Below are 18,755 nucleotides of genomic sequence, written 5' to 3'. Positions count from 1 at the left end.
CCCGCATGCTAGGTGTATTGCCCCGGGAGGTTGTGGACGGGTGATGGAGGTCTCGGCTGAGGTCTCTTGAACGGGTGAGGGCCTTCCGGGTTCGGTGTGGATTGCGACATCTCCACCGAACGACAGAAGGCCCTCATGCCCCACCGTAATGCACCTCTGACCGAGACCGGACGGCTGCGTCTGGCCCGCTGCGTGGTCGAGGACGGCTGGCCGTATCGGCGTGCCGCCGAGCGTTTCCAAGTCTCACCGACGACCGCCCAGCGGTGGGCCGACCGCTACCGCGCGCACGGTGAAGCCGGCATGGGTGACCGGTCCTCGCGCCCGCGCCACAGCCCGCGCCGGACACCGTCCCGCACCGAACGCCGGATCATCAAGATCCGCCTCCTTCGCAGGTGGGGACCGGCCCGCATCGCACATCTCCTGGGACTGGTGCCCTCGACCGTCCACCGCGTCCTGACCCGCTACCACCTGGCCCGCCTGTCCCACCTGGACCGGGCCACCGGCCGCGTCATACGCCGCTACGAACGCGACAAGCCCGGTGAACTGGTCCACGTCGACATCAAGAAGCTCGGCAACATCCCCGACGGCGGCGGCCACAAGGCCCTCGGCCGCCCGGCGGGCCGCAAAAAGAAGTCCGGCGCCGGCTACAGCTACATCCACACTGCCGTCGACGACCACTCCCGCCTCGCCTACAGCGAGATCCTGGCCGACGAGAAGAAGGAAACCGCCACCGCCTTCTGGACCCGGGCCCAGGCCTACTTCACCGCCTGCGGGATCACCGTCGAACGCGTCCTGACCGACAACGGCTCCTGCTACAAGTCCCACGCCTGGCGCGACCTGCTGGCGGCGGCCGGGATCACCCACAAGCGAACCCGGCCCTACCGCCCGCAGACCAACGGCAAGGTCGAACGCCTCAACCGCACCCTCCTGGACGAGTGGGCCTACGCACGCCCCTACCAGTCAGAAGCCGAACGCCGGGCAGCGTTCCCGCAGTGGCTGCACACCTACAATCACCACCGCGGACACACCGCGCTCGCAGGCAAACCACCCGCCAGCCGCGTCCCCAACCTCACAGGGCAATACACCTAGGCCCGAGCCGTTAACGGCGTTAACGGCGTTAACGCCGAAGCCCCGGAGCGCCCGCCCGGACCGTTAACGCCGTTAACGCCCAGCACCCCAACGCCCGGGCCCGACCCGCCCGGACCGTTAACGCCGTTAACGCCCAGCACCCCAACATCCGGGCCCGACCCGCCCGGACCGTTAACGCCGTTAACGCCCAGCACCCCAACATCCGGGCCCGACCCGCCCGGACCGTTAACGCCGTTAACGCCCAGCACCCCAACATCCGGGCCCGACCCGGCCAGACCGTTAACGCCGTTAACGCCGGGCGCCGACCGGGGTCCCGTACAGGCCTTGGTCCTTCAGGATCCGCCGCCGAACCGTTAACGGCGTTAACGCCGTTAACGAAAAAGTACTTGTCGACTGGTTTTCTTTGCCGCCATCCGACTAGATTGACCCTTGAACCAACGACGAACACCAACCCCCCTCAGGAGAACCACCACATGGCAAGGGCCCGGCAGGAACGTGCCGAGATCACGCGGCAGGCGATCCTCGACGGCGCGGCAATCGCCTTCGACCGCTTCGGATTCGGCGGCGCCAGCCTCAGCGACGTGGTGAAGCACGCCGGGGTCACCAAGGGCGCCCTCTACTTCCACTTCCAGTCCAAGGAAGCCCTCGCCCGCACCCTGATGGACGAGCAGTTCCAGGTCTCCGCCGGCGTCCCCGCCATCGAGGAACCGGGCCTGCAGACGGTCATCGACCTGACGCACCAGATGGCGTACGGACTGCGCGCCAACGTCCGTGTCCGCGCCGGCATCCGCCTGGTCATCGAGTTCGGCTCCTTCACCAACCCGGACCCGACCCCTTACAACGCCTGGATCGACACCTGCCACGGCTGTCTGAAGCCGGCCCAGGAGCGCGGCGACGTCTTCCCCTTGCTCGACCTGTACGACCTCTCCACGCTCCTCGTCGGCTCCTTCACAGGAATCCAGGTCACCTCGCACGTCCGCACCGGCCGCGAGGACCTGCACACCCGGGTCATCGACCTCTGGAACTTCCTCCTCCCGGGCATCGTGCCCGCGGAACGCATCCCCCACTTCGACCCGGCCGGCTCGCCCGAGTGCCGGGCCGAACTCGGGCTGACCGCGCCGGACTCCCTGGCGGTCCCGGTCGGCTGACGACGTATCCAGGGCGGCCTCGCACACGCCGTGGTGAACCACGGGGGTGCTCGCTACGGCGTGTGCGAGGCCGCCCTGTCGCGTACCCGGGGCCTCCAGAACGCTTCCCAGGCCATTTCGTTAGCAAAACCCAAGCGTGGCGCTCACATCCGCCTCCGAACGTTAGTAAAGTCCCTCTCATGACTTCGCCCTCGTCCCAGAGCGACCGCGAGAAGGTCGTCTCCAAGCTCCCCCCGTGGCTCCGCCAGGAATTGAAGATCCGCACAGCCCAACTGCGGGTCGACATTCAGGACGCCGTCCACCAGGGCATCGCGCACTGGAGCGCCCTCGCTTCCGCCCCCTCCCCCGTCGACACCTCGGGCGCCGAATCGTTCTCCACCTGGCTGCCCGCCGGCCAGTGGGAGTCCTTCCGCGCCGGCTCCAAGGACCGCGGCGTCTCCCTCATCCAGGGTCTCGCCCAAGCGGTCCGCCTCTGGCTGGAGATGAACCCGGCGCCGACGGTCAGGCGGCCCTCCGTCGTACGCCGCATCGTCGTCTGCAACCAGAAGGGCGGCGTCGGCAAGACCGCCATCACCGCAGGCACCGCCGAGGCCCTCGCCGAGGACCCGGACAGCCTCCACCCGGTTCGCATCGCCCGCCAACTGGCCCGCCTCTCGGCGGCCGAGGACGGCAGGGAGACCGAGGAGGGCGGTCCGCACCACCACTCCGAGACGACCCCCCTCGACCTGGAGGACCTCCCCGGCCTCGGCATGCGGGTCCTGCTGGTCGACTTCGACCCCCAGGGCCACCTCACCAAGCAGCTCGGCCAGCAGCCGCTGCCCATCGGCGGCGACAGCCTCACCTGCCACATGGCCGGCGAGGCCAAGGGGCCCCTCGCCGACCTGATCGTCCCGATCCCGGACCAGCGCTTCGGCAACCGCCTCCACATCCTGCCCGCCTGCACGGACGCCTTCCTCCTCGACGTCCGCCTCTCCACCGTCCGCGCCCGCGAGGCCGCCCTCGAACGCGCCCTGTCCCCCGTCGAATCCGACTACGACGTCATCCTCATCGACTGCCCGCCGAGCCTCGGCCTGAGCATGGACGCCGCGATCTACTACGGGCGCCGCCGCGACACCGAGCAGCCGGGCGCTTCCGGCGCGCTGATCGTCGTACAGGCGGAGGACTCGTCGGCCGACGCGTACGACCTGCTCACCTCGCAGATCAACGACCTGCGGGACGACCTCAGCCTCGACATCGATTACCTCGGCCTCGTCGTCAACCTCTACGACGGCCGCCGCGGCTACATCGCGACCTCCTCGCTCCAGGCCTGGATGGACATAAAGGATCCGCGTGTCGTCGCCATCGTTCCCGACCTCAAGGAACAGCGCGAAGCCGTCCGCGTGAAGCAGCCGCTGTTCGTGTACTCGCCCAAGGGCGACCAGGCCGTCGCACTGCGCGCCCTCGCTAGGGAGATCTCATGAGCAAGGCCGACAAACTCGGAGTCTCCGCATCCTTCGCGCGGGCCCAGCCCGTCGGCGTCAGCTCCCGCCGCGCGGCCATCGCGGAAGCCACCGGGGCACCCACGTCCGGCGTGGCCCCGTCCGAGGTGCCCATCGAGGCGCTCGCGCACAACCCGTTCAACCTCCGCGAGGACCTCACCGAGCTCGACGAGCTGGCCCAGTCCCTCGTTTCCCGCGGCCAGCTCCAGCCCCTCGCAGTCGCCACCCGCATGGCCTTCATGGAAGCGCACCCGGGACAGACCGACGGCCTGGGCCGTGCCCCGTACGTGGTCATCGACGGCAACCGCCGTCTCGCGGCAGCTCAGCTGGCCGGGCTGAAGACCATGCACATCCACGTGAACGACGCCCTGTCCGCCTCCGCGGCCGACATCCTCGAATCGGCGCTGATCGCCAACGTCCACCGGGTGGACGTGGCCCCCATGGACCAGGCCCGCGCGCTCCAGGAGCTCGTCGAGGTCCACGGTTCCCAGGCCCAGGTCGCCAAGCGCCTGGGCAAGACGGGCGCCTGGGTCTCCCAGCGCCTGGCCCTCCTGAACCTCACCCCGAGCCTCCAGGAGAAGGTCGACACGGGTGAGCTCAAGGTCGAACCGGCCCGCCGGATCGGGCGCCTTCCCCAGGAGCACCAGGAGGCCGCTGCCGACGAGAGCCTGAACGCCGTCAATCCGCCGCGGCAGCGCACGCACACACCCCCGCCGACCGTTAACGCCGTTAACGCCCCCGCACCCGCCCCGGCACCGGCCCCCCGCCCCACGCCAACCCCGGCACCGGCACCGGCACCGGCACCGGCCGAACCGACCGCACCGACCGCACCGGCCACACCCCGGATCACGATCGCGACGGACTCCCCGGAAACCATCGCGGACGCCCTGACGGCGCACCTCACCCCCGACGACCTCAAGGCCGTCACCGAGCTGCTGATGCTGCGGCTCTGAGGCACACCCCACGCCGGGGGCGTTAACGCCGTTAACGCCGTTAACGCGGCCTGCGCCCCCACGTGCGTTTCATGTGCGTTCAACCGTGCGGTTCACCTAGGCTGCACTCGGAGGTACCGATGCCCGACGAACAAGAGAGCCTCTTCGCAGCGGTCGACGCGCTGCTTGAGGAAGCCGCCCAGGACCCGCTCCCGCACCCCGACGAGCGCAAGCGCCTGCGCGAGGCAGCAGGCCTGAGCCAGGACCAGATCGCCAAAGCCCTCTCCGTACGCCGCGAAACGGTCACGTCCTGGGAGACCGGCCGTACGGCCCCCCGCGCCCCGAAGCGCGCGGCCTACGCCCGCCTCCTGGAAGGCCTGGCCGCCCTCCACCCCGTAAACGCCGTTAACGCTCCCGCTCCAGAACAGCCCGCCACGCCAGCGCCCGCACCCCCGACCCTTAACGCCGTTAACGCCCCGACCCCGGCCCCGCCGGCACTCCCGTCGACCGCGTCGACCGTTAACGCCGTTAACGCTCCCGCTCCGGAACAGCCCGCCACACCAGCGCCCGCACCCCCGACCCTTAACGCCGTTAACGCCCCGACCCCGGCCCCGCCGGCACTCCCGTCGACCGCGTCGACCGTTAACGCCGTTAACGCTGCCGCTCCAGAACAGCCCGCCACACCAGCGCCCGCACCCCCGACCCTTAACGCCGTTAACGCCCCGACCCCGGCCGCCACCCCGGAACCGGGTTCCGCCCACGCCCCCGCCCGCGCCATGGGCATCGCGCCCCGCACCTCCCCGAGGTCCGGGGCGAAGCCCCGGTTCAGGGAAGGGGCGGGTAGGGGATCAGCCCCGCAGGGCCCCACCCCGAAGCCCACCCGCACCCCCACCCCCCTGGAAGGGAACGGCCCCCTGCTCGTCCTGGACGGCACCGACAAGGCCTACGCCGCCTCCGGCCTCGTCCTCCCCCTCCCTCCCAAGGCCCACACCGACCTTCCCACCCTCATCGCCTGGGCCCTCGGCCCCGACGCCGATCTCCGCTCCCCCCGCCTCCACCGCAACGGCAAGGACGGCGACCCGCTCCTCGTCCTCACCGCCGCCGCCACCGAGGCCCTCGGCCTCCCCCCGGCCCTCGAAGACCGCCGGACCCTCCGCCTCCCGGACGACCACCCCACTCTCAAGCTGTTGTCCAAGGGCAAGTGGCAGCTCACCCGCCGCGGTTTCGGCCCCTGGCCCCGCATCTACCGCCCGGCCTCGCCCACCACCGGCCGCCAGTGCGTCCAGCTCGCGGTCCTCCCCTGGGGCGCCCTCGATGCCCGTGCCTGGGGCGAGGACACCGCCGGCCTCCCCGCCCCGGAACTCGCCGAGGTGCTCACCACGTACGCCACCCGCGTCCTGACCCCGCGCGGCTCCACCGCGGTGTCCGGCCTGGAGCTCATGACGGCCCTGCGCCCGCCCACCCGCGCGGCCCGCAACCCCGACACCCAGGTCTGGGAGTCCGCGCCCGTACCCGGCTCGCTGCTGCGGCCCGTCGACCCGGCCCCTCCGGAGGCCCCCGACGAGCACCCGGTCGTCGCCGCCCTCTACCCGCGCTCCCACCAGCGCACTCCGGACGAGGTCCTCGACGAAGAGGCGTACGACTGGATCCGCGACCCCCAGCTCCTCACCGACGCCGAGTGCACCCGCACCCACGCCGTCGGCATCGACGTGAACATGGCGTTCGCCGCGGCGGCCAACCGGCTCCCCGTCGGCCTGGGCCCGGCCGTCCACGTCCAGGGCCCGCGCTTCGACCCGAAAACCCCCGGCTGCTGGCTGGCGGACCTCTCCGCCCTCGCCCTCGACCCGCGCCTCCCGAGCCCCTTCACCCCCACCGGCCGGCCGCCCGCCGGGCCCGCCTGGTACGCGACCCCGACCCTGGCCTACGCCCAGGAGCTCGGGCACCCCGTCCAGCCCACCGAGGCCTGGCTGCGCCCCGACAACGGCCCGTACCTCGACGCCTGGTACACCCGCCTGCGTGATGCGTACGTGGCCACCATGGCCGATCTCGGCGTCACCTCGGCGCTCCCCGAGCCCGAGTTCCTGGCGGCGATGGCCGAGCTCCAGGAGTGCCCGGACCCCGTCCTGAAGCCGGTCCTCTCGGCCATCAAGTCCACCGTCAAGGGCGGCATCGGCAAGCTCCGCGAACGCCCCCAGGGCGCCGCCTACCGCCCGGGCGAACCCTGGCCCGCCCTCGAACGCCCCACGTGGCGCCCCGACATCCGCGCCGCCGTCATCTCCACGGCCCGCGTCAACATGCACCGCAAGATGAACAAGCTCGCCACGGCCGCCGGCCTGTACCCCGTAGCCGTCCTCTCCGACTGCGCGGTGTACCTCTCCGACGGTCCGAGCCCGCTCGACTTCCTCCCCCGCACCCCCGAGGGCAAGCCGCTCCCCGGCGGCTTCCGTCTCGGCGTCAGCCCCGGCATGGTCAAGCACGAGGGCACCCAGTCCCTCCTGTGGGCCGTCGAGATGCTTGACCAGGGTCTCAACCCCGCCCGCCACATCAAGGGCCACGACGCGGCAGCCGACGGAGAGTAACCAGACATGCCCGAGATCGACGACAGCCTGACCCGCGCCGACGAGCAGCACTTCACCCGCGGCATCCCCAAGTCCGCGGGCGCCCAGGTGCGCTTCCTCGTCAAGAGGCTGAAATCCACCCGCGAGACGGCCCGGCTGCTCGGCATCTCCCAGCGCACGGTCGAGCGCTACGTCAGGGACCAGATCAGGCAGCCCAAGCCGGCCCTCGCCGCCCGTCTGGAGTCGGAGGTGCGCCGCCGATGGCAGCCCCTGGTCCGCAAGCGCGCCCGCGCCCGGGCGGCGCGGACGACCGGCCTGGTCATCGAGACCCGCGCCCGCTTCGGATTCACGGCCGCCCCTGGCACCACCGACGACGGCCGCATGCGCCGTATCACTCAGCACCTCCCGCCGGAGTACGCGGGACGCCTCTTCGCCGCCCAGGAGGCGGGCGCCGGCGAGGCACAGCTGCGCGCCATCGCCGCGGAGGGCCTCCAGGAGATCTACTTCAAGGACAACGGCGCGCGCGCCGGCGGCCTGCTGGTGGAGTTCACCGACATCGACTACGTCGACTTCGCGTTCTGACCCCAGGCCCGCTCGTCCCGTCCGTCCGCCCACAGGGTCTGAAGGGTCTGAAGGGACCGGGATTCGGCATTCCGTTCACGCGCGCCCGTGCGCCCGGCCCGTACGGGGCCGGGCAGGGACCCAAGGGACCCAAGGGACTGAAGAACCCGAAGGACTGAAGGACCGGATCAGGCGACCGTGGGCGTGGACAGCCCCCGCTGCGAACGCTCGGTCTTCCTGCCCACCTGCCGGGGCCCGATCGTCCGGGGGTCGACGGCCTCGCCCGGCGCGCCCTCCCGGTACAGGCCGTGCGGCTCGGCGTCCCGGTCGTGCGGCAGCAGGTAGAAGACGCGCCGCTTCTGCAGTCCGCTGTCCGGATCCGCCTCGGCGGTGTCGCCGAGTTCGGTGAAGCCGATCATGCGCCCGTCGCGGTGGTAGCGCGGCTTGCCCCGGCGGCGGGGCGTTTTGTCCAGGGCCTGGCGCACGTAGTCGAGCTCTTCGGGGTCCTCCAGCCACACCACTTTGTCCTCGTGGGCGAGATCGCTTGATGACAGTAGCGAGCTCATGGCCTGGGTCCCTCCTCGATCACATGGGCCCTGCGGGGCCCCTGGTCCCTCCACGCCGCGGACGGCGCCGATGCGGGTATGCAGCAGGGCCTTGCGGGCCACTGCCGGGTGGTGGGTCTGTTCATCGTCCTTGTCCATCGTAGGCGTGCCCACCCCGGGGCGGCATCACCCATCGTCGGGTCACCTCGTGGTTGCCCTGTTCGCCTCGCGCGGAGTTTGCTCCTCATCGGCCAGGAGAGCCAGTCCGGGGTAGAACTTCTGCCCGTTCGAGCGGAGCATCTCGTTCGGCGAGGCGACGCCGACCTCGGCGCGAATGCGTGTCGCGAACGCGCGCGTGGTCGCGGGCCGCAGGCCCTCGCCGTCGAGGCACCAAGCACTGTACGCGCGGTAGAGGGCTCCCTGCTCCACCTTGAGGTCGCGGGGGTCGGGCAGGTCCGCGCCGGTGGTGCAGCACTCGACGAGGAACCGCCCGATGTGGTCCTCGGTGGTGGCGTAGGCCTGGGTGGCACTGCGGACGACGCTCGGCCCGGTCAGGGCCGGCTTGGCCGCGAGATACGCCTTGGCCCCCTGGATCATCCAGTGCAGGATCCCGGGACCCTCCTCCTGGACGAGGGTCTCCGCCAGGTTGTCGATCTTGCGGTGGTCGGGGACGACCTTCTCGAACGGGATCAACCGGATGCGGCGCCAGAACGCGTGTCCGCCGGTGCCCACCTCCGGACGGTGGTTGCCGAGCAGCCAGAGCTTGTGGGTGGGCTCGAAGCTGAAGAAGTCCTGCCGCATCCGCCGGGCCTTGAGCCGGTCGCCGCCGGTCAGCAGTTTGACCCGGGCCTCGTCGAACTTGTCGTGCGGCTTGAGCTCGCTGCACACGAACAGGCGCCGGCCGTGGAGCTCGGTCAGCTCGGTGGAGTGCTCGTTGAACTTGCCGCGCTCCATCAGGAAGCCGGGCGGGGCCACATCCGCATAGTCCCCGAGGATCTTGATGACGACGTCGAGGAGGGCGGACTTGCCGTTCGCGCCGACGCCGTAGAGGAAGGGCAGGACCTGGCCGCCGACGTCGCCGGTGATGGAGTAGCCGAGCAGGAGATGAAGAAAGTTGATCATCTCCCGGCCCTTCTCGTCGTCCCCGAACGTCTCGTCGAGGAAGCGGTGGAAACGGGGGGTGGGCATCGCCTCCGGCGCCAGGTGGGTGGCCCGCGAGTGCAGGTCCCGGGTGGGGTCCGGCTTGTGCAGGTCGCCCGTGCGCAGGTCCACGACACCGGCCGGGGTGCACAGGGCGTACTTGTCCCCGTCCAGGGTGTCGGGGTCCAGGGCCAGTTCGGGGGAAGCCTTGGCCTGGGTGAGCATCGCCTTGACGCCCGAGGTGGACATCGCGCGCTTGCGGTGCTGGGCCAGCTCGCGGTCGGAGAAGACGCCGCGCGGGTCGTGGACCGGAAGTTCCTCCGCCATGTCGCCCGCGGCCCAGATCGCGGCCTTCTCGCCGCCGGTGCGCTTCCAGCGGTACTCGTCCCAGACGTACCAGCCGAGCCCCTCGACGTGCCGGAACCGGTCGTGGTGGAGGTGGGCGAACAGCTTGGCGTTGCCCCGGTCGCTGAGGTTGTGCAGGAGACCGGTCTGGACGAAGTCGGCGGCGGCTCCGGCGGCCGGGAGCGGGGCCGCGTTCTGCTGGGCGGGCAGGCGACGCTTGCCGCGCACCGCCGTGGACGCGGGCAGCACTGCGGGCACGGGAGAGCCGGCGGGCAAGGCGTCGTGCCCACCGGGTACGCGGAGCTCCGCCGTCGTCTCGGCGGCGAACGCGGCGAGCTGTTCCGCCGCCGCCTGGGCGTTGAACCCCGTGCTCTTGGCGCTGCTCATGTGCGTTCCTTGGGGTGGATCGGCCGATCGCTTCCGGCGCGCAGCCCTGTGTCGACGATGAGGACGTTGCGGCGCGACTGGTGGGGCCGGGCCCGGTCCGCCGCTTCGAGCAGGAGCAGGCGCCCCTCCGCCTCGTCGAGGTGGCCGCCCGCGACGAGGCCGCCCGCGGTGAACGCGGCGCGGTTGAGCTTCTCGCTGAAGGCCGTTCCGGACGGGCTCGTCCCGCAGGAGCCGACTTCCGCCAGGAGGCCTCCCAGCAGCCGCCTCCCGGCCTCTCGTCGACCGCCGGGCACAGGGGGCCGCAACCCGGCTCCGACAGCCTGGGAACGCACGGTGGAGGGCATGGTGGAGGGCACGGGGGAGTGGTCCTCCACCACGTGCCCGGTGCGGGCGAGTTCGGCGGCGAGCCACAGCGGCAGGGGCGCGGGCAGTCGGGCCCCTGGCAGGGCCCGGTAGACACCGGCGGCGGTGCGCGTCGTGGGCGCCACGATGTAGCCGCCGTCGGCCCGTACGTCGACCTGCCAGGCGAGCGCAACACGCGAGCTCGACCCGCTGGAACACCGCAGCCGCGGACCGTCTTCGGGCGCCCGGTACCAGATGTGCATCCCGCCGGAGGGCGTACGAACCCGCAGGGTCTGCGTGTCCTCGCAGGGGTCGGGCCGGCCCCGGTGGGCTGCCAGCAGGGCCAGGGTGTCGAAACCGCTCTCCAGGCCGGTCAGGTCGACGCGGTCGTCGATGGGGATGCCTGGCAGCAGCCGCCCGCGGTCCGGCACCACGGCCGCGTGGGCATCCACGTCGATGACCACGAGTCCGGCTGCGCCGCATGCCACGCCGATCCCGAACTCCGGCTCCCTGCGCCACCATTCGCGCAGCCTGTCCGGGTCGGTCGTGGCCGCGTGGAACCCGTGGCACCAACGGCCTTCCGCATGGCAGGGACACGCTTCGGGGGAGTGGCGACGGCCCGTGCACTCCCGGCAGTTCGCGGCGGGCGTTTTGGTCCCCGGGGCCAAAGGGTGCACCGGATAGCCGCGCGAAGCCAGCCAGGCCGCCACGTCCAGCGCCGTCCCGCCGGTCGCGCCTCGGCGCGGGTTCTCGGGATGGACCAGCACTGGCTCTTCCTTGACGCGGTGTCGGGGGACGGCTCCTCCGTCCCGGGCCCGGTCCTGACGTACAGGCTGACCTGCGCCTCAGGGACCAGAGGGACTGAAGATTCACTATCGCGGAGATTACCGCAGGGTTTGCGGAAGCTCGGGCCGCAGGCACAGGTATATCGAGAGTTCAGTCCCTTCAGTCCCTCAGTCCCTGAAGTTCTACCCTGGTTCGTCCGGAAAAGTTCCGTCTTGGAATTTGGTATCAGCCCGGGCGTGTCGCGAACGGTTGCCCGACTCCCGCCCCGGGGCTCCAGCGGCTCTCAAGCACCGGGCGAGGGCGATGCGAGGGCCATGATCCAAGGGGCCCTGCACGCAGGTACTGAAGCACTCGGAACCCCGTTCAGTCCCTCCCTTTTCAGTCCCTTGAGAAAACCGCAGGTCAGAGCGCTAGAGCCCACGGAACAGGGACTGAAGGGACTGAGAATCACTACTTCCATTCTTTACGTGCGTGTGTGTATGCGCGCAGGCATATAAGAAGCCTGGTACTTCATATGCGGCTCATAACTACAAAATTGAGTCCCTTCAGTCCCTGGACCACCGGCCTTAGCCCTCTGACCTGCAGGTTTACGTAGTGACTGAAGCGACAGGGACCGAAGGCGATCCACCGGCGTTCAGTACCTGTCGGGGGGAGGGGGCACCGCGGGAGGGGTCTCGTGACGCCCAGGGTCCAGGAACCCCCGAGCCCCGATCCCCAGCCCGCGCCGAACGCCCCCGGGCTTCACCCACCCGGCCCGAAGCCGAACCGTGAAGCACGGACCCCGACACCTGGACGTGTGGACGCGCCGCGGCGGCTGGAGCCGTTTCCAGCGGCACGCGGTGCGTACCGGAGCGGAACCGCGGCGCCTGACCCCGCACCCCGCTGCGCACGCGTCAGTCGGGGTGTCCACCCAACCCCCGGCCTGGCCCCACCCGAAGCCCCGGCGGAGCACGTGGGCTCAGACGCCAGCCGCGGGGTCTGTCGTACACCGAACTCATGACGCAGCGCCGCCCGCCCGCCGGGTACCCGGCACATCCCGTGCACCCCTGCCGCGGCGGGGGCGACGCCGAGCACAGGTAGACCCCGGGCAGCGGGGTCCGGTAGGGGTCGGTCCGCGCCGTGGGCCGGGCCGGGCTCCGTACCAGCGTCATGGCGCACGCCACGATGTCCCTGGGGTTGTAGTCCTCGTACGCGGCGCCCGTCACCGAGCGGTGCGCGAGGACCGTGTCCGTGAAACCGGGCGCGTGACCTTGATCCGCACCGCCGGACCAGCTCGTGCAGGTCCACCGTGCTGCCGTGCGGCACGTGCGCGTACGCCCACAGCGGGCACCTGCCCGCCCGGAGTCGGCCGCTGCCGGCTCGACGAGCAGGACGAACGGCTCCCCGGTGGCGACTACGGCCGGGCCGTAGCGGATCCGCTGGACCAACCGACGACGACGACAAGGAAATCCTTTCTCCCGGGTCCTGTCACATCCTTCTCCTCCGGTCCGTCAGTGCTGTGGAAGCAAGCGCCGAACAGGCAGATGCGAACGAACAGGCAGATGTGAAGGAGCCCGGTCATGACGAACGCCCCGATCTCACGGATGCAGAACCCGGCCGAGTTCGTGCCCGAGACGGCCGACATCAGCGCGGCCCTCTTCAAGGCCACGGGCAACCGCTCGGTACCCCGCACCACGATGAGCCTCGTCCACCTGCGGGCCGGGCAGATCGTCGGCAACACCTACCTGACGATCCTGAACACCGCCTTCCTTCGCAAGGCCGGGGAGACCGAGGCCCGCATCACCGCCGTCTCCTCGTGGCACGACGCCCCGTATTTCAACGCCGCCGAGCGCGCGGCCCTCGCCCTGGTCGAGGCGACCCTCCAGCCGGCCCCGGCCGGCCGCGAGCGGGTCACCGACGAGCTGTACGCCGAGGTGGCCGAGCACTACGACCAGAAGGCGCTGGCCACCCTCACCATCGCGATCGGCCAGATCAACTTCTTCATCGCCCTGGCGGTCATCGGCAAGCCCACCCCGGTCACTTCCCTCGCCGACGAGCAGTGGGACTGACCCGACGGTCTACTGGGCCCAGGGCAGCACCCGGGTCTCTTCACTTCCGGCCACGGAGACCACGCCGTCGGCCCGCATGACGACGTGGGCCTCGGCGGCCTGCGGGGCGTGGACCTGACGGAACACGTCCGGCGGCAGGACGAGGGTCTGCCCGGCGGCGACCTTCTCGGTGCGCCCGGCGCAGGTGACCTCAAGGACCCCGGAAGTCACCGTCCACACCTGCTCCCGGCTCACGGAGTGCTCGGGGCCGTTCTGGCCGGCCTGCATCGTGACGGTCCAGGTGCTGAGCTCCGAGCTGCCCCGGCTGGGTGCGGCCAGCCCGGTCATTCGGGCGTTCGGGGACTCGGTGACGTTCTCGGCGGTGGGCGTGATCACGATCATGGCGGGCTCCTCGGCCTGTGCGGGCTCGTCGGGGTCGGCGGCCCATTCGACGAACTGGATGACGATGTCGTTCGGGTCGGTCAGCTGGAACAGCCGCTCGCCCCAGGGCTCTTCGCGCAGCGCCATGGTGATCGGCGCCCCGGCCTCGCGCAGGCGCTGCTCCTCAGCCTCGATGTCGGTGACGGTGAGCGCGAAGATCAGGCCCGTTGCCCGCCGGTCGCGCTGCTCGGGCGGGAGCACCTCGCTGCCGCTGCGGAGGAGCACGACGTCGGCGGCGGCATCCCCACGGGTGAGGGAGGCGAACCCATCGGCGGCGGCGGTGACCCGGTAGCCCAGGTGGGTGCAGAAGAAGGCGCGTGATGCGTCCACGTCGGCGACGGTGAGGGACAGCGTGGAGGTGGCGACGTTCAAGGCGGACTCCATCCAGTTCCGTTCATTCGACATAATTTTGCGACGGACGTAACTTTATGTGGAGCCGCTTGAGTAGGTCAAGCAGAATTTTTCCCTCGACGTAAGATTTGCCCATGGCTACCGAGATGGGGCTCCGCGAGTCCAAGAAGCACGAGACCAGGCAGCTGATCTCCGACTGCGCGACCACGCTCTTCATCGAGCAGGGCTTCGAACAGACCACCATCACCGAGATCGCCGCCGCCGCCCGCGTGGCCAAGAAGACGGTGACGAACTACTTCGCACGCAAGGAGGACCTGGCCCTCGACCATCACGAGGCGTTCACCCAGGGTCTGGCCCGGGCCGTCGCCGAACGCGCGCCCGGCGAAGAGCCGTACGCCGCCCTGGGTCGGACGTTCCGCGCCGCCCTGCTCGCACACGACCCCGTCGTCGGCTTCACCGGCCCCGCCTTCGCCCGCATGGTCGCCGACAGCCCGACCCTCATCTCACGGCTGCGCGAACTCCACGACCAGCGTGAGGAGGCCCTCGCCGCGGCCCTGAGCGCCGCGGCGCCGGACCCCGTACCGGCCATCGCCCCCAGGGCCGCGGCCGCCCTGATCGCCGCAGCGGACCGCCTGCTCTTCCGGCGCATTCAGGAACTCACCCTGGCCGGCTGCACCGACGAGGAGATCGAAGCCGTCCTGATCCCGGAGACCGACCACGTCAACGCCCTCCTGACCGCCGCGCTGGACCCCTTTACGAACCGCTGACGAAGAGGAGTGCGGCACTGAGGACGACCATGACGGCGGTGGCGAAGTGGATGCCGAAGGCGGTGGCCTTGGTACCGCCGTGCCGGAGCACGATCCAGGTGTCGCCGAGCGGAGTGACGGCCACGGCGAGCATGAACCAGGCCAGTGCGTCGGCGTCGGCGAACGCGAGGAGGGCCAGGCCTATCAGGCCCGAGGTGAAGTCGCGCAGACCCTTGATGGTCAGGTAGGCGGGGTCGCCTTCGGGCCGGGCGGGGACTCCGTATCCGGCGGCCGCGGCCTGCGGGGAGAGGAGGAAGCGGGCGCCGATCACGAGTACGAGGGCGATGAGGAGGGCGGCCAGGCCGTAAGCGAGGGAAGCGAACACGGTGGGGCTCCTTCAGGATCGAAGTTCTAGCACTGCTAGTATCAAGAACGACGCTAGCAGTCCAGTGCGAGATTTTCTAGCACTGCTAGAATCGCTGCCATGTCGATTCAGGCGCGCCGTGAGCGCGAACGAGCGGAGCGGGAACGGCTCATCGTCACGGCGGCGCGGGAGCTCGCCGAGTCGGAGGGCTGGGAGGCGGTGACGACCAGGCGGCTCGCCGAACGGGTCGAGTACAGCCAGCCGGTCCTCTACAGCCACTTCAAGGGCAAGGGCGCGATCATGGCCGCGGTCGCGGTCGAGGGTTTCGCTGACCTGGCCGCCGACCTGCTGGCGGCACGCACCGGGGCGGCCGACGCGCGCGCCGCGCTGGCACGGGTCAGTGCCGCGTACGCGGCGTTCGCCGAGCAGCGCCCCGCCGTGTACGACGCCATGTTCAGCCATGTCGTGGATCTACCGTTCGCCACACCGGACGCACCGGAGTCGCTGCACGCCGCGTTCGGTGAACTGGCGCGGGCGATGGCCCCCCACGCGCGCGAGGACGACACGGGCACGCTGACCGAGACCTACTGGGCCGCCCTCCACGGCTTGGCCACCCTCATGCGCGTCGGCCGGCTCCCCCGCGAAGCCCACGAAGAACGCCTCGCCCTCCTGGTCCGCCGCTTCACCGACGCCTGATGCGGGGCCGAGGACACGGCCCGGGGGCCCCACGAAGGCCGACCCGTGACCTCACGAGTTCGTGCAGGTGGAACGAGCCGTGCGCTCCGTACATCTAGCAGTGCGGCGGGGCTCCACAGGGCCCCCGCCGCACGGTATCTGCACGGTGTGAGTGGCAAGGCGGGGCTGGGATGAAGGCAATGAAGGTGGCGGGCGGTCCTCCGGAAGACCCGGAGCTGGAAGGAACCACCACCGCGGGGGCGGGCCCTGACGACACGTCCACGGAGCCGGACACGGCGGACGACGCCAAGACCGATACGAAGGCCGACGCTCCCGAGGTCGGGGCCGACCCGGACGAGGACGAAGAATCCGAGGCCGGTCAGAGCGCTGACGAAACGCAAGTGCTCACGATGCCCGCCCGTACCGCGGTCAAGCCCAAGCGCAACACCGAAGCCGATGCCACGGCACCCGTGTCACCCGCGCCCAAGGCCTCTGCACCGGGCAAGGAACAGGACGCCGAGCCCGAGCCGGCTGACGAGCCCGAGAGCCGCACCGACACTGCAGCCGAGGCTGACGCGAAGGCCGACGGCACGCTGACGCTCACCAAGCCGGCCCGCGACGGGGCCAAGCCCGTAGACGCTGCGGCAGCGAGCAACGAGCCCGAGCCCGAGCGGGATGCTCGGCCCACCCCCGACAGCGGCAAGGACACCGGCCCCGAGTCGGCTGACGAGCCCGCGAGCCGCACCGACATTGCAGCCGAGGCCGGCGAGAAGGCCGATGGCACGCTGACGCTCACCAAGCCGGCCCGCGCCGGAGCCAAGCCTGGGACCGAGCCCAGCCTTGAGCGCGACGCTGCGGCAGCGAGCAACGAGCCCGAGCGCGACGCTCGGCCCATCCCCGACAGCGGGAAGGACACCGGCCCCGAGTCGGCTGACGAGCCCGCGGGCCGCACCGACATTGCAGCCGAGGCCGGCGAGAAGGCCGATGGCACGCTGACGCTCACCAAGCCGGCCCGCGCCGGAGCCAAGCCTGAGACGAAGGCCGGGGCCAAGCCCGGGACCAAGGCCGCGACGCGAGCCGACGCGGCGACCGAAGCCGAAGAAGCCCCGGCCTCCACCGCCGACGGCGAGAACACGCGAACCATCGTGTTCCGCGCGCCCGACACCGCCGCGACGGACACGCCCGGGGACGACGCCGAGGCGCGTCGCGATGCGAACAAGGAAGCCCGGCCCTCGGCCGAAGACGCGTCGGGCGACGAGTCCGACGCCCAGGAAGGCCAGACCGGCACCGACCCGAAGGCCAAGCCCAAGCCCAAGCCCAAGGCCGACAGCCGAAGGACGCCCGCATGGGCTCGTGGAAAGGCGGACGAAAAGGAGGGCGGGACCGGCACCGCCCCTGAGGCCGCCCCCGAGACCGACCCCGAGCGGACGAGCCAGTTCGTCGCCCTCAAGCCGCTCGACCTGCCGGCACCCAGCGCGCCCCACCCCCACCCCCAAGCCCCCACCCAAGTCCCCGCCCCCGCGACGCCCCGGCCCCCGCTGGACCTGCTGGCCGAACTCACCAACACCCCTGCCCCGCCGGAGACGCCCCACCGGACCGCGCTGCGCCGCGTCAAGGTGTGGACGCCCATCCTGTTGCTCCTCGCCGGGGCCTACGCCGGCGCCCAGCTGCTGCGTCCGCTCCCCACCCCTCACGTGGTCGCCACCAAGACCGCGCACACCGTCGACGGCCAGTTCTCCATCCCGTGGCCCGCCAAGGGCCAGGGAGCCGTCCGCGTTCCCGGCTCCGGCGACATCGGAACGTTCGGCGACCAGACGCCCGTCCCCATGGCCAGCGTGGCCAAGGTGATGACGGCCTACGTGATCCTCAAGGGCCACCCCCTGCGCAAGAACGAGCCCGGCCCCGACATCACCATCGACGCGAAGACCGTGGCGGACGGCAACTCCGATTACGAGTCCCGGATCCAGGGGCTCACGGCCGGTACGAAGTTCAGCCAGCAGGACGTTCTCAAGATGCTCATGATCCCCTCGGGCAACAACGCCGCCCGCCTGCTGGCCCGCTGGGACACCGGCACCGACTCCGAGGCCGCGTTTGTGGAGAAGATGAACGGCGCCGCCCGGGACCTCGGGATGAAGGACACCACGTACACGGATCCCAGCGGCCTGGACGCCGGCACCGTCAGCACCGCCACCGACCAGCTGAAGCTGGCCGAGGCGGTGATGAAGGACGAGGTCTTCCGTACGATCGTCGCCATGCCCAGCGCCCCCATCAAGGGGCTGGCCAAACCGCTCCTCAACAACAATGAGCTGCTCAGCATCCAGAGCCTCAGCGTCCGCGGCATCAAAACCGGCTCCAGCACACCGGCCGGCGGCGCACTGATGTGGGCGGCGTACAAGTCGGTCGGCGACGAGACCCCGCTGATCCTCGGCACGTTGATGCAGCAGCGCGTGGACGGCCCGGACCCGTACGCGACCAACAGCCTGGCTCTGGCCCTGACGAACAGCAGGCAGATCATCGAGGCGGTGCGCACGGCCCTGGCGTCCACCCCGCTCGTCCGCAAGGGCGACACGGTCGGCTACGTGGACGACGGCCTCGGCGGCCGCACTCCGCTCGTGGCCACCAAGGACCTGAACGTGATCGGCGTCCCGGGCCAGCAGGTCAAACTCACCCTCACCGCCGGCGCCGCGCCGCTGCCGCACGAGGCCAAGGCAGGCACGGAGGTCGGCACCCTGAAGGCCGGCGACGGCGAAGGAGCCAAGTCCGTACCGGTGGCCCTCCAGCACACGCTGACCGAACCGTCCACCACCACCCGTCTCACCCGCCTCCGCTGATCACTCCCA

At 70.9% G+C, this 18,755-nt stretch carries 15 protein-coding genes; 10 read left to right on the top strand and 5 right to left on the bottom strand.

Annotated elements, in window-relative coordinates; genetic code table 11:
* The first annotated feature begins 135 nt into the window (after nt 1–135).
* The 6 genes from OHA65_RS36335 to tpg all read left to right on the top strand — a co-directional run bounded on the left by OHA65_RS36335 (nt 136) and on the right by tpg (nt 7,787).
* Entirely contained in the window at nt 136–1,089 is a 954-nt protein-coding gene (locus tag OHA65_RS36335; protein WP_327279541.1) for an IS481 family transposase, read from the top strand.
* 473 nt (nt 1,090–1,562) lie between these two features.
* Nucleotides 1,563–2,237 carry a ScbR family autoregulator-binding transcription factor gene (locus tag OHA65_RS36330; RefSeq protein ID WP_327286104.1) on the top strand — a complete coding sequence of 225 codons (675 nt, stop codon included), beginning with the start codon at nt 1,563–1,565 and terminating at the stop codon, nt 2,235–2,237.
* Nucleotides 2,238–2,416: 179 nt separating this feature from the next.
* Nucleotides 2,417–3,697 (top strand): ParA family protein, encoded by a 1,281-nt coding sequence (locus OHA65_RS36325; RefSeq protein ID WP_327286103.1) that lies wholly within the window; start codon nt 2,417–2,419, stop codon nt 3,695–3,697.
* Complete coding sequence (locus tag OHA65_RS36320; protein ID WP_331736244.1) at nt 3,694–4,668, top strand: ParB/RepB/Spo0J family partition protein; 975 nt, start codon at nt 3,694–3,696, stop codon at nt 4,666–4,668. The genes OHA65_RS36325 and OHA65_RS36320 overlap by 4 nt, the downstream gene beginning before the upstream one ends.
* A 119-nt stretch (nt 4,669–4,787) precedes the next feature.
* Nucleotides 4,788–7,226 (top strand): telomere-associated protein Tap, encoded by a 2,439-nt coding sequence (tap, locus tag OHA65_RS36315; protein WP_331736242.1) that lies wholly within the window; start codon nt 4,788–4,790, stop codon nt 7,224–7,226.
* A 6-nt stretch (nt 7,227–7,232) separates the two neighbouring features.
* The gene (gene tpg / locus OHA65_RS36310) at nt 7,233–7,787 is read left to right on the top strand and encodes a telomere-protecting terminal protein Tpg (protein ID WP_327286100.1); all 555 of its coding nucleotides are present in this window, start codon (nt 7,233–7,235) and stop codon (nt 7,785–7,787) included.
* Between the two features lie 167 nt (nt 7,788–7,954).
* Here the strand turns inward: tpg and OHA65_RS36305 are convergent, their stop codons facing one another.
* The 3 genes from OHA65_RS36305 to OHA65_RS36295 form a co-directional block, all read right to left on the bottom strand.
* A complete protein-coding gene (locus tag OHA65_RS36305; RefSeq protein ID WP_054225930.1) occupies nt 7,955–8,332 on the bottom strand; it encodes a DUF6009 family protein in 378 nt (125 codons plus the stop codon).
* A 180-nt stretch (nt 8,333–8,512) separates the two neighbouring features.
* The gene (locus tag OHA65_RS36300) at nt 8,513–10,183 is read right to left on the bottom strand and encodes a phage/plasmid primase, P4 family (protein ID WP_327286099.1); all 1,671 of its coding nucleotides are present in this window, start codon (nt 10,181–10,183) and stop codon (nt 8,513–8,515) included.
* Complete coding sequence (locus OHA65_RS36295) at nt 10,180–11,292, bottom strand: bifunctional DNA primase/polymerase (RefSeq protein WP_331735000.1); 1,113 nt, start codon at nt 11,290–11,292, stop codon at nt 10,180–10,182. The genes OHA65_RS36300 and OHA65_RS36295 overlap by 4 nt, the downstream gene beginning before the upstream one ends.
* 1,578 nt (nt 11,293–12,870) lie before the next feature.
* Between OHA65_RS36295 and OHA65_RS36290 the strand changes: the two genes are divergently transcribed.
* On the top strand, nt 12,871–13,359 hold the full coding sequence (locus OHA65_RS36290; protein WP_327286096.1) for a carboxymuconolactone decarboxylase family protein: 489 nt from the start codon (nt 12,871–12,873) through the stop codon (nt 13,357–13,359).
* Nucleotides 13,360–13,368: 9 nt separating this feature from the next.
* Here the strand turns inward: OHA65_RS36290 and OHA65_RS36285 are convergent, their stop codons facing one another.
* A complete protein-coding gene (locus OHA65_RS36285) occupies nt 13,369–14,151 on the bottom strand; it encodes a VOC family protein (protein ID WP_327286095.1) in 783 nt (260 codons plus the stop codon).
* A gap of 125 nt (nt 14,152–14,276) precedes the next feature.
* Between OHA65_RS36285 and OHA65_RS36280 the strand changes: the two genes are divergently transcribed.
* Complete coding sequence (locus OHA65_RS36280) at nt 14,277–14,897, top strand: TetR/AcrR family transcriptional regulator (protein ID WP_327286541.1); 621 nt, start codon at nt 14,277–14,279, stop codon at nt 14,895–14,897.
* On the opposite strand, the gene OHA65_RS36275 is transcribed toward OHA65_RS36280, so the two are convergent.
* A complete protein-coding gene (locus OHA65_RS36275) occupies nt 14,884–15,261 on the bottom strand; it encodes a DUF4267 domain-containing protein (RefSeq protein WP_327286094.1) in 378 nt (125 codons plus the stop codon). The genes OHA65_RS36280 and OHA65_RS36275 overlap by 14 nt on opposite strands.
* 99 nt (nt 15,262–15,360) lie before the next feature.
* Here OHA65_RS36275 and OHA65_RS36270 point away from each other — a divergent pair, with 99 nt between their 5' ends.
* Together OHA65_RS36270 and OHA65_RS36265 are read left to right on the top strand one after the other, a co-directional pair.
* Nucleotides 15,361–15,936: a TetR/AcrR family transcriptional regulator gene (locus OHA65_RS36270; RefSeq protein ID WP_327286093.1), complete on the top strand. Its 576-nt coding sequence runs from the start codon at nt 15,361–15,363 to the stop codon at nt 15,934–15,936.
* Between the two features lie 170 nt (nt 15,937–16,106).
* Nucleotides 16,107–18,746, top strand: coding sequence for a serine hydrolase (locus OHA65_RS36265; RefSeq protein ID WP_331736239.1), 2,640 nt, complete (start codon nt 16,107–16,109; stop codon nt 18,744–18,746).
* The last annotated feature ends 9 nt before the right edge of the window (nt 18,747–18,755 follow it).

The organism is Streptomyces sp. NBC_00045 (assembly GCF_045041095.1).
GTDB lineage: Bacteria > Actinomycetota > Actinomycetes > Streptomycetales > Streptomycetaceae > Streptomyces.
Note: the sequence above shows the minus strand (reverse complement) of the source record. Positions and strands in the feature narration are given on the sequence as shown.